Below are 13,719 nucleotides of genomic sequence, written 5' to 3'. Positions count from 1 at the left end.
CGGTATGGGGCTGCTACAGCATCGGTCGGCGGAAGAGATGCGGGCCGCTGAAGAGGAAGAAGCGCAGCGCCAGGCAGAGGAAGAACGGCGCAGGCAAGAACTCATCGAGTCGTCTTTGGGCGCGCACATCCAGCGGTGCTGGGAAAACGCCAAGATGGCCCGACAGTCGGTGGACAATCGGATGCTCGACTGCCTGCGGCGCCGCAAAGGGGAATACTCGCCCGAGAAGCTCCAGGCGATCCGAAAGGAAGGCGGCGCCGAGATCTACATGATGCTGACAGCGACCAAGTGTCGGGCAGCGGCGGCGTGGATTCGCGACATCATGATGCCGGCAAACGAGCGCCCCTGGGGGCTCGAGCCGACACCAGTGGCGGAAGTGCCCGATGCCTATCTGGCTCCTCTGGCATCCCAAATCCGCCAACAGGCCGCAGAGATGCAGCAGCAGGGCCAGCAGGTGGACATGGCCGCCCTGGCCGAGCAGGCCCGCGAGCAACTGCGACAGGCTGCCGAGGATGCCGCGCGAGAGGCGACGGAACGGCATGAGGAGCTCATCAGCGACCAGCTCGCGGAAGGGTACTGGGATGAGGCATTCGAGGCGTTCATCGACGACTTCGTGACCTACCCGGCGGCCTTCATCCGCGCCCCGATTTTCCGGCGCGTGCCGGAGCTGCAATGGTTGGAGGGATGGCAACCGGTCAAGGGAGAGACAATTAGGCCCGAGTTCGAGCGGGTTTCACCTTTCGACCTGTACCCAAGCCCGGACGCCACCAGCATCGATGACGGTGCTTTCATCATCGAGCGAGCTCGCTTCACTCGATCGCAGCTCAACCAACTGATCGGCGTGCCGAGCTACAGCGAGGAGGCCATCCGTCGGGTTCTGGATCAGTATGGCCAGGGTGGACTCCGCGACTGGCTCTGGAGCGACGGCGAGCGTGCCGAGCTCGAAGGCCGTGGCCATGAATGGCTGACGCCGGGTGAGACCATCGATGGTTTGATCTACTCCGGCGGCGCCCAGGGCGTGACGCTACTGCAGTGGGGTATCAGCCCCGACGAGATCGAAGACCCGCTGGCCGAGTATGAGGTTGAGGCCATCCTGATCGGCCAGCATGTCATCCGGGTGCGCATCAACCGAGATCCTCTGGAGCGTCGGCCATATCACAAAGCGTCATTCCAGCCGGTCCCCGGCTCGTTCTGGGGCCAGGGCATTCCCGAGCTCATGGCCGATATTCAGGATGTGTGCAATGCCACGGCGCGAGGCCTGGTCAATAATCTGGCTATCTCGTCAGGCCCCCAGCTCGAGGTCTACGAGGATCGCCTGCAGCCGCAGGAGGACCCGACCGATATCTATCCGTGGAAGATCTGGCGAACCAAGAGCAGCGTAGAGGCCGGCAACAATCCTGCCTTGCGTTTCTTCCAGCCGCAGAGCAATGCCAGTGAATTGCTGGCTGTCTACGAGCAGTTCGAATACCGGGCCGACGAGTCCACCAACATCCCGCGCTACATGTACGGCAGCGATGAGGCGGGCGGCGCCGGACAAACCGCGTCAGGCCTGTCGATGCTCATGGAGTCCGCGAACAAGGGCATCAAGGATGCGATTCGGCACATCGATCGCGGTGTGCTTCGTCGGGTCATCGAGGCGCTTTGGCTCCACAACATGCAGTTCAGCGACGACAACAGCATCAAGGGCGATGCCAGCGTGGTGGCCAGAGGGTCGAGCGCCATGCTTATCCGCGAGCAGACCAACCAGCTACGCCAGCAGTTCCTCCAACTCACTGCCAACGACTACGACATGGGCATCATCGGCCACGATGGGCGCCGCAAGCTGCTCGACAGTATCGCAGAGAAGCTGGACTTGCCTGGTCTCATCCCCTCCGAGGAGGAGATGCAGCAGAACCTGGCACAGCAACGGCAGGACCAGCAGGCCCAGCTACGGATGGAACAAGCCAAGGCCGAAGCCGAGGCTTCCGAGAAGCAGGCGCGGGCGCGCGAGGCGAATGCCGACGCCGCACAGACCGAGGCCGAAACCCAGCAATCGCAGCAGATGGCGCCCCTCGAGGCACAACACCTGTTGGCCGAGATCGCCAAGCTGATTACCGAGACGCGAGGACGCAACGATGGAGGGACAGGACTGGAAGGCGCTGGCCAGGCTGGCCGAGTCCCCGGAGGGGAGGCGTCTGGTGGCGCTTCTCAAGGCCGAGCGAGAGGAATGCCGCGACAGCCTGGAAAAGTGCCGCGAACCCGCTGAAGTCGCCCGACTGCAAGGACGTGCGTCAACGGTGGCCGAGCTGATTGAGAAGCTCGAGCAAGCCCGCGACGTGGTCAACCAGCGCTTTACTCAGTAGCCGCCGGGCTCCGGCCCGGCCTCACCGCAAAGCCGCTCATGGTTCGCCCTGGGCGGCTTTGTCGTGGGAGCGCTCTGGACTGCAGTCAGAACCCGTTACCCGAGTCGTGAACCCCGGCAAATGCCGGCTCACCCGTCACGCCGTGAGGCGTCACAGGAGCAACAATGTCACTACCCAGGTCCGTTCAGGCCCAAGCCGAAGCCGCCCGTCAGCACTTCGAACCCCAACCCGAGAATCCCGATGATCAGCGTCCCGCTGACTCGGCTCCCGAGGAAGGGCAGCGAAACCCGCAGGACGAGTTCTCGGCGCCTGCCAAGGCCGACAAGCCCAGCCCGACGCAACCCGCCGACAGCGCTGAAGCACAGCCCAAGGATGAACAAGACCAGGGTGCTCTTTATTGGCAGCACCGGTTCAACGTCCTGCAGGGCAAGTACAACAGCGAGATTCCGGCGCTGCGTCAGGAAAACAGCGAGCTCAAGAACACCATCGCCGAGCGAGATCGCCGAATCGCCGAGCTTGAACAACAGCAGCCCACCGGTGGCGCCGATAGCGGTGTCAGCGATGAGCAGCTCGAGCAGTTCAAGGCGACGTATGGCGAAGACCTCGTGGATTTCGTTACGCGGATGGTTGACCAACGAGCCCCGTCCGGGAGGCCAGCCGATACCGGAAACACTCAGGAGCTGAACGAACGCCTGGAGCGACTCGAGAGCGAGAAGCACCAGGATGCGTCGGCCCGTTTCTGGATGAACCTGGAGCAGGCTGTGCCGAATCTGCGCGAGGTCAACGCTGACGCAGGCTTCCATCAGTTCCTGGCCCAGTTCGACCCCAACACTGGCGAGCAGCGCCAAGAGTCGCTGAACAAGGCCCAGCAGAACCTGGATGCCAAAGCGGTAGCCGACATTTTCAAGCTCTACATGGACCAGGCCGGGCAGGGCGCCAAGCGCACCGTTCCCGATGACCAGGTTGATCCTCGCACTGCCAAGGCGACAGGCGCTCCCCAGAGGCAGCGTATGTGGACCGGGCAGGAGATCAGCCATTTCTACCGGGAGAAAACAGCGGGGCGCTACAGCGCTGAAGAAGCCCAGCGCCTGGAAGCCGACATCTTTGCCGCACAGCGGGAAGGCCGAGTGAAAGGCTGATCCCGCCAGCGGTTCCGAAAACTCGCCGTGAGGCGACGAAGAGGTAACACACAATGGCAGGTCCGACACGCGACGGGAGCCATCCCGACTATTCAAGCACGTCTTCCAGCGGTTTTATCCCGCAGGTTTGGAGCGGGAAGCTGGTGGAAAAGCTCTATGCCTCCACTTGCTTCGGTGAAATCGCCAACACCGACTACGAGGGTTGAGGTCAGCTCTCACTAAACCCCGTGAATTGCTGGGAAGCCCTTAGAGCCCTGAGCGCCACAACGTAGCCGGCAACGGCAAACGTGACGGTCTAAAAAGCGCAGGGATTGGGCAATCAGCAGCCAAGCCTCCCGGTAACGGGTGGAAGGTTCAACGACTAGGCCAAACAGTCCTGACAGGACGATGAAGGCCCACGAGTGCGGGGCATTGCTTGCGAAATTAAAAACATGGGTGATACTGTTTAAATAAACAGGAGGGCCCATGGCAGACAAGAAGTTTTTCATCACCAAGGAGCAGCTGGAAGCGGACTATCTCGAGCTTCGGTCAACCCTCAAGGTTGCTGAAAAGCACGGCGTCTCGAAAAAGCTGGTCATGATATACATGAAGCGGTTCGGGATTCCGAAGGTCAAGCGCAGGACAGCGGCTGAAACCGACGAGTTGATACGCCCCAAGCTGGAAGCCGGGCTGACGACCAGTGAGATAGTGGAGGAGTCCGGTTTCAGCCGACCTGTTGTGCATCGTGCGGCTCGACGCTTCGGCCTTCCGCTTAACGACACGCTGCATCGGGGCGAGATCATCACCCATAACGGTTACCGGATGATCAAGGCTCCCGACGGGCACCCCCACGCTGACAGCAAGGGGTATGTCCGAGAGCATCGACTGGTGATGGAACGCAAACTGGGTAGGTACTTAGAGCCGGGTGAGGTTGTTCACCATATCAATGAAGACAAGCTCGACAATCGCCCAGAGAACCTTGGCTTAATGGAGCTGGGAGAGCACACCAGTTACCACCATACGGGCAAGGTTGGTCGTGGCCCCGATAAGCGGCCGCGTAAGCGCAAGCAGTGAAGATATAGTCTGGTCTCATGGGAAACCGTGAGGAGCCCGGATAAAGAGCCGGGACGAAGCCCGAAAGGGTGGAAACAGAACGGAAGTGAAGAACAAGGGCGATACGGTCGAGATCCGTACCACGCCTTCCATCACCATCCGCGACTACGAAGTCGGCGGCGGCCTCAACTACGAGAAGCCGACCAGCGACAAGGTAGAGCTGCACATTGACAAGGCGAAGTATTTCTCCTTCGAGGTCAATGACGTGGACGCCTACCAGTCTGACATCAAGCTGATGGACAACTGGTCCGATGATGCCGGCCAGCAGATGAAGATCGCCATCGACACGGTAATCCTGGGCGATGTTTACGCCGATGCCGCGCCAGAGAACGCCGGCCCCAGTGCAGGCGTGAAATCTGGTAGCTACAACATGGGCGAAGCCGGTGCGCCGGTGGGTATCGCCAAGGATACGATTCTCGACACGCTCGTGGATTGTGGCTCCGTCCTGGACGAGCAGAACGTGCCCGACACTGGGCGCTACATCATCCTGCCGGCCTGGATGAACGGTATGCTGAAGAAGTCCGATCTGCGCGATGCCAGCGCGATGGGTGACAGCACGTCCGTTTACCGAAACGGCAAGGTCGGCATGCTCGACCGTTTTGACGTGTATATCAGCAATAACCTGAGCACGGTGCAGGACGGCACTACCGGCAAAAATGCCACCAACGTCCTGTTCGGTCACAAGAAGGCGCTCACCTTTGCGTCTCAGATGACGAACATGGAAACCCTGCCCAACCCGCAGGACTTCGGCAAGCTGGTGCGCGGCCTCAACGTCTTTGGGTACGAGATGATCGACCCGAATGCTGCTGGCCACCTGTACGCACAGCGCGCTTGAAGCGCCTGACTCGCCACCCTCCGGGGTGGCGTTTTTGTTTCTGACAAGAGGGCATCCCATGTCACTGACAGATCAGATTGAAAATGCTGGCTCGAAAGATGAGCTGGAGAAAATCGGTAAGAAATCGCTCGGGGTGGACATCGACAAGCGCAAGGGGCTCGAGAGCCTGCGCGCCGACCTGCTCGAGCGAGTCGAGGACCAGGGCGAAAGCGGTGAAGCGCCTGTAGAAGAGCATGCCGAGGGAAATGCTGATGGCGGCACTGTCGCCCCGGAATCGGACGGCTCGACCCCGGCATCCAAGATCACCGAGGCGCCGGCATCCGAGGGCAAGCCAGAACAGGAGGCGCCCAAACAGCGGCTGCTTCGGCATCGCGGCAATGGCCGCATCTTCGCGTACAGCGCTGCGCTGGCCGCCAAGCGACACATCGAGGAGGTTTAAGCCATGGCCGTGACCACGGTGGGAACCGTCATCAAAAACGCCAAGCTGGTCCTCCAGGAAGTCACGACTGCCGGCACTCGGTGGACCAATGAAGAACTGATTGGCTGGCTCAACGAAGCCTACCAAGCCATCGTCCAGATCAAGCCCGATGCTTCGACCGTGAATGCGCCGCTGGAACTGACCGAGGGCACACGACAAGAGATCCCCGCCGACGGTCTGCGTCTGATCGATGTCGTGCGCAACACTGCCAGCAGCAGTCAGCAGATGGGCATCCTGGTCGCCTCGCGTCAGTCGTTGGATACAACGCGCCGCAGCTGGCACGCCGACCCGAAGAGCGTGGACATCGAGCAGTACATTTTCGATGACCAAGATCCTAAGCACTTCTATGTCTATCCACCCGCTGCCAGCGGTGCCGAGGTAGAGCTGATCTATTCAGCAGTGCCGGAGCCACATGATGTTGCGCAAGGCCTGCAAGGACTGTCCGGCGAGCGAATCAAGCTGAACGATAGCTATGGCCCCGTCATCACCGACTACATCCTGTTCCGCGCCTATTCCAAGGATGCCGAGCACGCCAAAAACATGAACCGAGCCCAGCTGCACATGCAGAACTACATGAAGGCGCTGGGCCAGAAGGTCGAGGTTGATCGGTCCATCTCACCCAACGCGCCTGACAACTCGTCAAACCCGACTGGTTCTGTAGGCCGGACCGGGGGCTAAGCCATGACGCTGGAAGAGCTGGTTCAGCAAGTGCTGATGGACGTACCGGATGCACCAATGATGACGGTGCGCGACGCCGTGAGGCGGATGGCACGCGAGCTATGCACCGAGGCCGATGTCTGGGTGCAGGAAGGCGAACCGGTCGTTGTGGCGGCGAACACAGCGAATCCGCAGGTAACGGCTTCCAGTGGTCAGCCGTTTCGCATTGTGTCGCTGACGCTCAATGGCCGCGAGTGCATCCAGGGGCAGGGCTTCGATCAACCCACGCCCACCACCATCGAGTTCTACGAGCGGCCGGAAGCGTCGCTTGTATACGGTCGCCTGGCTTGCCGTCCCGCCGTGGGCGACATGCCGCCCACCGAGGTTGTCGATCGATGGGATATGGCCATCGCCAATGGTGCTCGATGGCGTCTGCTCATGCTCCCCCAGCAATGGCGCAACCCTGAGCTTGCCAATTACTACCGTCGCCAGTACCTGGCCGACGTGGCCACGGCCAAACAAACCTCCCGACTTGGCCACGCTCGAGGCGGCGCCCGCATCAAGGCGCGTCGCTTTATCTAACTTCGCTCTACGACTTACCGTGAGGTAACTCCCAATGGCAGCATTCTCCGACTATCTCGAATCCGGCGTTCTGGAACATACTCTGCGTGGTACCACGCTCCCGACGCCTTCTTCCATCTACGTCGCCCTGTTCACGTCTGACCCCACCGATGCCGATACCGGCAACGAGGTTGCAGACTCTGCCTACGTTCGTCAGGACGCGGCCAAGGGCGAGGGTATTACCAGTGGCTGGACAGCGCCGACGGACTCCGGTGACGGCAAGGTGTCTTCCAACGCCAAGGTCATCCAGTTCCCACCCGTTGCCGATGGTGACGTAACGGTGACGCATTACGCGCTGTACGACTCTCAGTCTGGCGGCAACATGCTTTACCACGGCGAGTTCACGGTCTCGAAAACGCTTGAGATCAACGACGTCCTGTCCGTCGATATTGGCGGCATCCAGGTCATCCTGCGCTAATAAGGGGATACCATGTTCGCCCCGCTCAATGGAGCCCCGCTGAACGGCGGGGCCAGTGGCCTGTGGTTACGCGGCACGCTGTCGGCTGAGTCGTCCAGTACGGCCACGCCGACAGTGGCGCGGTACGTGTCAGCGACACCCGAGTCGGTGGCTGATACGTCGGCGACCCCGCTGCGCATCACGCACGCTACGGGGGCTCCCGAAGCCGAGGCGGGACTGACGGTTGATGCAACCCGGCTGGCCAAAGGGTGGGGGACGGCGGCAGCGTCCGCGCATATCAATGGCGACGGGTACGAGCTGGTGTTCATGGCCGGACGGTCAGCGACGGCGGCCAGCATCAGTCTGACCGCGCCCTGGGCGCTCCGTCCCGTGGACGGTAGCGCCGGTGCCGATGCTGAGACCACTGGCTCCGGTGTGCGTCACGTCTACATAACCCCCCGCACCGCTGAGCCGGTGGCCGAGTCATCCGGCGTCAGTGAGCGGGTGACACCGGCACCGGGCGCACCCCCGGCAGAGGCCGTGGCCGAAGCGACGTTGAGCGCCGAGCGCACCGCGTGGATGGAGCCCAGCACGGCCAGTGCGGTGTCGGGCATTGAGTGTGCGGCGTACCGTGCCCGCCCCGTTACCGCTGAATCGGTGGCTGACGCCAATACCAGCATCGACTACGAGTCGTGGTGGCGTGCGTCATTACGCGCCTTGAGAACGGCATCCCTATCGTGGATAGCTGAGTCACGGATAGAGAGACTGAGCGTCCGTCAGCGGTATGCCGAGGCGCGGACAGTTATTCGTACCCGGTCCTCGGCGCTGGCGAATACGAAAATCGGTCGTGGCACGATGCGGCCGGAATCGTTCTCCGGTCATGTGGCCGGGACGTTGCGCCTGTACCGCGACCACCGAGGTGCCACTTACAGCAGCGCGACTGGCGAGTCTGTCGCATCCCGCATCACCGTGATCAAGAGCGGGGCGATAGCGACAGCCGAGACGCATGCATCACCCGCTGTCACGCGGGACGGCACGACATACCGCTATGCCGATGGCCCAGCGGTGGCTGTGTCAGACCACCGATCCGTGGGTCATAGAATCACTGAAGCAACGGGGCAGCCGACCGCTTTCAGTGAGTCGTCGGGTGAGCCGTACCAGATTCATGCGTTCGAGGGCACGACTGAGGCCGAAGCAGACGCATGGTCCATTGATCATGCCCGCGTCAATCCCTGGGTCCGCGCCACCGGGCAGAGTGTCGCGGAATCGGACCAATCGGCCTACACAATCCGTCAGGATTTCGTGACGGCCAAGGAGCTGGCGAATTCGGCAAAGTCCACGGGCTGGTGCTACCGCGAAGTCCCGACATGGGACAGCACCTCGGCCACGGCCACGGTGGTATCGAACGCCAAGCGACTGGCCAAGGCCGAGGGCGATGATTACGCCATCTCTGCGATCAACATCGGTGCCGTCATCTATAGCTGGCGGTACCCGGTCATTGAGCCATTGATCATCACATCCGGTGGTCGGGACATCGCCAACAAGATCGTCCGCTATATCGATGAAGCAGCCGAGCCCGGCTCCGAGATCCGCTTCGATGCGACCCGGCTGGCGATCCCCGAGATCGTGCCACAGATCAGTGAATCAGTGAGCCAGGGCGATGAACCGCATGTAGATCGGTATCTGGAAGCTGAATCGACGGCCACAGCTCAGACGAGCGGGGTGATTCAACCCCATCGGTATATCACCGCGCCGAGCATACGCGCTCACTCTACGTCATCAGCAACGGCGACGCGGTTTGCTCGTTTCGTCGATGACCCTACTCAGGCGTTCTCGTCCTCGGTCGGTGACTATGAACGGCACGCTTACCTGACACCACGGCCAACTATCAGTTGGTCAGCGTCAAACGGCACGCCGCGACTTACCCGGTTCCTACGGGCCAGCAGCTCGTCGTGGGCCACCTCTAATGCCTGGTTCGCTCGGTATCGCCCCATGAGTGGCCAGGCCCGTGCCTCGGCTCGGGTTCCGGTGACGATCTACGTCTGGCGTTTCCGCGAGATGTCATTCCAGGGCAGCGCAGCCAGTACCGGCGACATGGTGCGCATCACAACTGCCCCCCAGGCTGTTGACGGCGAGTCCTGGGCCGAAACAGGCCGCGTCTCTTTCAAGATCAATCCCGGCGTTCCGGCACCCGATAGACGGACCATCACCCTGATGGCCGGTGCCCGCTCGATGTCGGTGCCAAATACCTCACGGGAGTACATCGTATGAAGACATTCAAGAAGCAGCCCCGTGACCACCTCGACTATGACATCAATCTGGCCGAGTGGATGGCCGAGGGCGACGAGGTGGAGCACGTCGATGTTGAGGCCCCCGATGGCATCGAGGTCACGCAGGTAGGTATTGAACCGAACCGCGTCAAGCTGTGGATCAAGGGCGGGGCAAACGGTGACAGCTACAAGTTCTCGCCGCTGATCCACACAGAGAGTCGGATCAAAGAGGTGGATTTCATGATTGTTGTGGTGGAGATGTAAACCATGCCCCAGCGTTTTTTCAATAATGCCCGTGCGGTACTGGCATCCGCGATTGATGACGCGGCCACGACCGTCGAGGTATCCGATGCCGTGAACCTGCCGACATCGCTCGGCGAGAACGAATGGTTCCTGGTCACGCTGTACGCCGACTCATCGCAGTATGGCGAGAACATCGAAGTTGTGCGCGTCACCGGGGTGTCAGGCGCGACTCTGACAGTGGAGCGCGGCGTGGAATTCGAGGCTGTGCCGCATGCTGCCGGGGAGCTGATCGAGGCTCGACCCACAGCGGGCACGATGGATCGCATTCAGACTCGTATCGGGGAGACTTTACTGGTTGCGAAGAGCGCCCCGCTGGATGACCGGTTGCGCCTGGACGGGCTCACGTACCAGGTGGCTGATTACCCGGAGCTAGGGGCGATGTTCGCGTTTATGGTTCCGGCACAAGAGGTGGTGAGCGGCACACCTTCACTTCCTGGTGACGGACACGCTGTCGCCTTCAGCCCTGATGGCACGTATCTGGCGGTGGGGAATAGATGGGAATCGCCTTACCTAACCGTCGTCAATACCAGCGACTGGAGTGTAGTTAGTGGCACACCTTCACTTCCTGGTGTCGGAAACGCTGTCGCCTTCAGCCCTGACGGGGCATACTTGGCGGTGGTGTGTGGGTCCGCTTATAGCCCTCGCCTAAACGTCATCAATACTAGTGACTGGAGTGTAGTTAGTGGCACACCTTCACTTCCTGATGGCGGAAACGCTGCCGCCTTCAGCCCTGATGGCGCTTACCTGGCGGTGGGGCATACAGACTCGCCTTACCTAACCGTCGTCAATACTAGTGACTGGAGTGTGGTGAGCGGCACGCCTACACTTCCTGATGACGGACACGCTGTCGCCTTCAGCCCTGATGGCACGTATCTGGCGGTGGGGAATAGATGGGAATCGCCTTACCTAACCGTCATCAATACCAGCGACTGGAGTGTAGTGAGCGGCACGCCCTCGCTATCTAATGCCGCATACGCTGTCGCCTTCAGCCCTAACGGCAACTACCTGGCGGTGGGGTATATAGACTCGCCTTACCTAACCGTCATCGACACTAGCGATTGGTCTGTAGTGGAAAATCCACTTTCGTTACCTGGTGCTGTGTACGCTGCTGCCTTTAGTTCTGATAGCGCCTACCTGGCAATAAGCCATTATGGCTCCCCCTACCTGGCTGTTATTAACACCGATGGCTGGTCTGTAGTTAGCGGCACGCCGTCGTTGCCTGATACTGGGCGTGGGGTTGCCTTCAGCCCCGATGATTCCTATCTGGCAGTGGGCCATGAAGGCTCTCCCTACCTGACCATCGCCATGGAAGGCCCCGGCGACGAGTTCCAACTCCCCGACGTGAGCGCCCCCGACCCATCCCTCGAATATAGGATCAAGGCCAAATGATCATCTATAAGCTCGATGCGCAATCAATCTGGACGGGTGAAACACTCAAACTGAGGAAGGGTGAGGGTTTCCCCGATGGATACACGAAAGTTGTGCCGCCTGAGGTGCCCGAGGGGCAAATGGCCCAGCTCCGAGGCCGGACGTGGGTGCTGATCGACAGCGTACCGCTGTCCGACGTCCAGCGCCGGGCCCATGAGGCCAGGGCGAAGGTGAACGAGTGGCGGGACAATTCGCTCAACGACGGTGTGCCGTACACGATGCCGGACGGCACAGAAGACACCGTACAGACCCGGCCTGACGACCGCTTGAACCTAATGGCCCTGAACACCAAAGCGACGGCCAGGGTCGAGGCTGGTGATACGACGCCGATGCCGTTCCGGGGGCTGTCGAACACGACTTATCAGCTAACGCCGACCGAGATGCGCGACATGACCATGGCCGCGCTGACCCACATCGAAGACATCTATCAGCAGAGCTGGTCAGCCAAAGATGCCCTGGTCGAAGCGACCACGCTCGATGACGTTGAAGCTGCACTGGAAGGTCTGCAATGACGATCATGTACCCTGGTGGGTTCCTTGGCGAGCTACCGCTGATTGACCCGCGCTTGTTACCTGAGAAGTCCGCGCAGGTGGCCAAGAACCTGACGCGCCGGCACGGCACACTCAAGCCTGAGCGCAAGCCGGCACACGTCAGCGACGTACCTAAGGTGTTCCGGCCCGCGAACCTTTTCCGCTATACGCCTGGCGATGGATCGGCGAGTTTCTGGCTGTCGTGGCGCCGCGGCCTTGATGTCGATGTGGCGCGTTCGCCCATCGCCAATGACCAATACGAGCGCGTTTACTGGACTGGCGACGGCCCGCCGAAGATGGGCGGCATCGATGTCATTACCCAGGGTGACGGCCCTTATCCCTCGAACTGGTATCAGTTGGGCGTTCCGGCACCTGATGAACCGCCTGAAGTCGTCGAGCCAGCCAGCCGCACGCCGCCGGAAGAGGGGGAATGGCCGCCGCCCACGACGGTTGAAACGGCGTATGTGGTGACATGTGTCAGCCAGTACGGCGAAGAGAGCGCACCGAGCCTGCCGTCAGAGCTGATCGAGCGTTGGGACGACGAGAGCGATATACCAGGTGGTGGCCACGTTATCGTCAACCTTCCGCCGCTTCCCGGTGGCAACAGCAACATCCAGTTAATGCGGATCTACCGCACCGAGTCGGGTGGGGTGTATCAACATGTTGCAGACGTGTCAGCCGGGACTGGGCAATTCGAGGACGGCGTGTCTTCCGCCGAGCTGGGCATTGCCTTGCCGTCCGCCGAGTGGGACGTGCCCGACCCGAAGATGCGAGGACTCACCGTGTTGCCGAACGGCATCCTGGCGGGCTTCTTCGGCAATACGGTCGCATTCTGCGAGGCCTATTACCCGCATGCTTGGCCGGTGAGCTACCAACTGGCGTTTGATGATCCTGTCGTTGGCCTGGCATCGACGAGCGCGGGCCTTGTGGTCCTGACCACTGGGCAGCCATCATTGCTGACCGGGGCCAGCCCTGCCGCCATGTCTCAGATGAAGCTCGACGTATACCAGTCGTGTGTGTCGAAACGCAGCATTGTCGAGATGGGCGGCTATGCGCTTTATGCCTCCCCGGATGGCCTGGTTGCGGTCGGCGGGCAGCAGGCTGAAGTAGTCACGAAAGAAACCTACTCCCGCGACCAGTGGAAGGCGCTCGACCCGTCGTCGATCCACGCATATCGGTACGATGGGCGGTATATGGCGTTCCACACCAATGGTTGCCTGGCGTTCACGCCTGGTGAGGGCATCGATCGTTATGAGGTCAGCGCCGAGGGCGGCTATTACGACAGCGAACGCGATACACTTTACCTGCTCCAGAATGGCGCTGTGACCGCGTGGGGAGCCGGCAACCTGTTCTCGATGCGCTGGCGGTCGCCCATCCATAGCTATCCGTCAGGCCGCGCCACACTGACTTGTGGCCGCATCGTTGCCCACGCCTACCCGGTGAAGCTGCGCGTGTATGCCGATGGTGAGGCCATCGTGGATCAGGCTATCCAGGGCCCTGACATGTTCCGACTGCCGTCGGGCTATTCGCTGTCCCGAGAGTGGGAAATCGAGGTGGCCGGCAACAACGAGGTGGTATCGATCCAGCTGGCCGGCAGCCCTGGCGAGCTGCGCTAACCGCAAGATCA

General features: G+C 61.2%; 13 protein-coding genes. All 13 read left to right on the top strand.

Features of this window, described 5'->3' with window-relative positions:
• The first annotated feature begins 4 nt into the window (after positions 1-4).
• The 13 genes from RSO41_RS13380 to RSO41_RS13320 all read left to right on the top strand — a co-directional run bounded on the left by RSO41_RS13380 (position 5) and on the right by RSO41_RS13320 (position 13,708).
• Positions 5-2,245: a hypothetical protein gene (locus tag RSO41_RS13380; protein WP_315619646.1), complete on the top strand. Its 2,241-nt coding sequence runs from the start codon at positions 5-7 to the stop codon at positions 2,243-2,245.
• A 261-nt stretch (positions 2,246-2,506) separates the two neighbouring features.
• Entirely contained in the window at positions 2,507-3,481 is a 975-nt protein-coding gene (locus RSO41_RS13375) for a hypothetical protein (protein ID WP_315619645.1), read from the top strand.
• Between the two features lie 465 nt (positions 3,482-3,946).
• Entirely contained in the window at positions 3,947-4,534 is a 588-nt protein-coding gene (locus RSO41_RS13370; RefSeq protein ID WP_315619644.1) for an HNH endonuclease signature motif containing protein, read from the top strand.
• A gap of 85 nt (positions 4,535-4,619) precedes the next feature.
• The gene (locus RSO41_RS13365; protein WP_315619643.1) at positions 4,620-5,408 is read left to right on the top strand and encodes a P22 phage major capsid protein family protein; all 789 of its coding nucleotides are present in this window, start codon (positions 4,620-4,622) and stop codon (positions 5,406-5,408) included.
• Positions 5,409-5,466: 58 nt separating this feature from the next.
• Positions 5,467-5,847 carry a hypothetical protein gene (locus RSO41_RS13360; RefSeq protein ID WP_315619642.1) on the top strand — a complete coding sequence of 127 codons (381 nt, stop codon included), beginning with the start codon at positions 5,467-5,469 and terminating at the stop codon, positions 5,845-5,847.
• A gap of 3 nt (positions 5,848-5,850) precedes the next feature.
• Positions 5,851-6,564: a DUF6682 family protein gene (locus RSO41_RS13355; RefSeq protein WP_315619641.1), complete on the top strand. Its 714-nt coding sequence runs from the start codon at positions 5,851-5,853 to the stop codon at positions 6,562-6,564.
• 3 nt (positions 6,565-6,567) lie between these two features.
• Positions 6,568-7,125 carry a hypothetical protein gene (locus RSO41_RS13350; RefSeq protein ID WP_315619640.1) on the top strand — a complete coding sequence of 186 codons (558 nt, stop codon included), beginning with the start codon at positions 6,568-6,570 and terminating at the stop codon, positions 7,123-7,125.
• A gap of 34 nt (positions 7,126-7,159) precedes the next feature.
• Positions 7,160-7,582 (top strand): hypothetical protein, encoded by a 423-nt coding sequence (locus RSO41_RS13345; protein ID WP_315619639.1) that lies wholly within the window; start codon positions 7,160-7,162, stop codon positions 7,580-7,582.
• A 12-nt stretch (positions 7,583-7,594) separates the two neighbouring features.
• Positions 7,595-9,832 carry a hypothetical protein gene (locus tag RSO41_RS13340; protein ID WP_315619638.1) on the top strand — a complete coding sequence of 746 codons (2,238 nt, stop codon included), beginning with the start codon at positions 7,595-7,597 and terminating at the stop codon, positions 9,830-9,832.
• Positions 9,829-10,095 carry a hypothetical protein gene (locus RSO41_RS13335; protein ID WP_315619637.1) on the top strand — a complete coding sequence of 89 codons (267 nt, stop codon included), beginning with the start codon at positions 9,829-9,831 and terminating at the stop codon, positions 10,093-10,095. Before RSO41_RS13340 ends, RSO41_RS13335 begins: the two co-directional genes overlap by 4 nt.
• Positions 10,096-10,098: 3 nt before the next feature.
• Entirely contained in the window at positions 10,099-11,523 is a 1,425-nt protein-coding gene (locus tag RSO41_RS13330) for a WD40 repeat domain-containing protein (RefSeq protein ID WP_315619636.1), read from the top strand.
• Positions 11,520-12,074: a DUF4376 domain-containing protein gene (locus RSO41_RS13325; protein WP_315619635.1), complete on the top strand. Its 555-nt coding sequence runs from the start codon at positions 11,520-11,522 to the stop codon at positions 12,072-12,074. Before RSO41_RS13330 ends, RSO41_RS13325 begins: the two co-directional genes overlap by 4 nt.
• Positions 12,071-13,708 carry a hypothetical protein gene (locus RSO41_RS13320; RefSeq protein ID WP_315619634.1) on the top strand — a complete coding sequence of 546 codons (1,638 nt, stop codon included), beginning with the start codon at positions 12,071-12,073 and terminating at the stop codon, positions 13,706-13,708. Before RSO41_RS13325 ends, RSO41_RS13320 begins: the two co-directional genes overlap by 4 nt.
• The last annotated feature ends 11 nt before the right edge of the window (positions 13,709-13,719 follow it).

Source organism: Halomonas sp. I1, assembly GCF_032334135.1.
Lineage (GTDB): Bacteria > Pseudomonadota > Gammaproteobacteria > Pseudomonadales > Halomonadaceae > Halomonas.
The sequence above is the reverse complement of the archived record's forward strand: the minus strand, read 5'-3'. Positions and strand labels throughout refer to the sequence as shown.

Coding starts and splice junctions, on each gene's coding strand:
- RSO41_RS13340 (WP_315619638.1), top strand. CDS start 7,595: ATGTTCGCCCCGCTCAATGGAGCCCCGCTGAACGGCGGGGCCAGTGGC.
- RSO41_RS13380 (WP_315619646.1), top strand. CDS start 5: ATGGGGCTGCTACAGCATCGGTCGGCGGAAGAGATGCGGGCCGCTGAA.
- RSO41_RS13345 (WP_315619639.1), top strand. CDS start 7,160: ATGGCAGCATTCTCCGACTATCTCGAATCCGGCGTTCTGGAACATACT.
- RSO41_RS13350 (WP_315619640.1), top strand. CDS start 6,568: ATGACGCTGGAAGAGCTGGTTCAGCAAGTGCTGATGGACGTACCGGAT.
- RSO41_RS13330 (WP_315619636.1), top strand. CDS start 10,099: ATGCCCCAGCGTTTTTTCAATAATGCCCGTGCGGTACTGGCATCCGCG.
- RSO41_RS13375 (WP_315619645.1), top strand. CDS start 2,507: ATGTCACTACCCAGGTCCGTTCAGGCCCAAGCCGAAGCCGCCCGTCAG.
- RSO41_RS13360 (WP_315619642.1), top strand. CDS start 5,467: ATGTCACTGACAGATCAGATTGAAAATGCTGGCTCGAAAGATGAGCTG.
- RSO41_RS13335 (WP_315619637.1), top strand. CDS start 9,829: ATGAAGACATTCAAGAAGCAGCCCCGTGACCACCTCGACTATGACATC.
- RSO41_RS13370 (WP_315619644.1), top strand. CDS start 3,947: ATGGCAGACAAGAAGTTTTTCATCACCAAGGAGCAGCTGGAAGCGGAC.
- RSO41_RS13320 (WP_315619634.1), top strand. CDS start 12,071: ATGACGATCATGTACCCTGGTGGGTTCCTTGGCGAGCTACCGCTGATT.
- RSO41_RS13325 (WP_315619635.1), top strand. CDS start 11,520: ATGATCATCTATAAGCTCGATGCGCAATCAATCTGGACGGGTGAAACA.
- RSO41_RS13355 (WP_315619641.1), top strand. CDS start 5,851: ATGGCCGTGACCACGGTGGGAACCGTCATCAAAAACGCCAAGCTGGTC.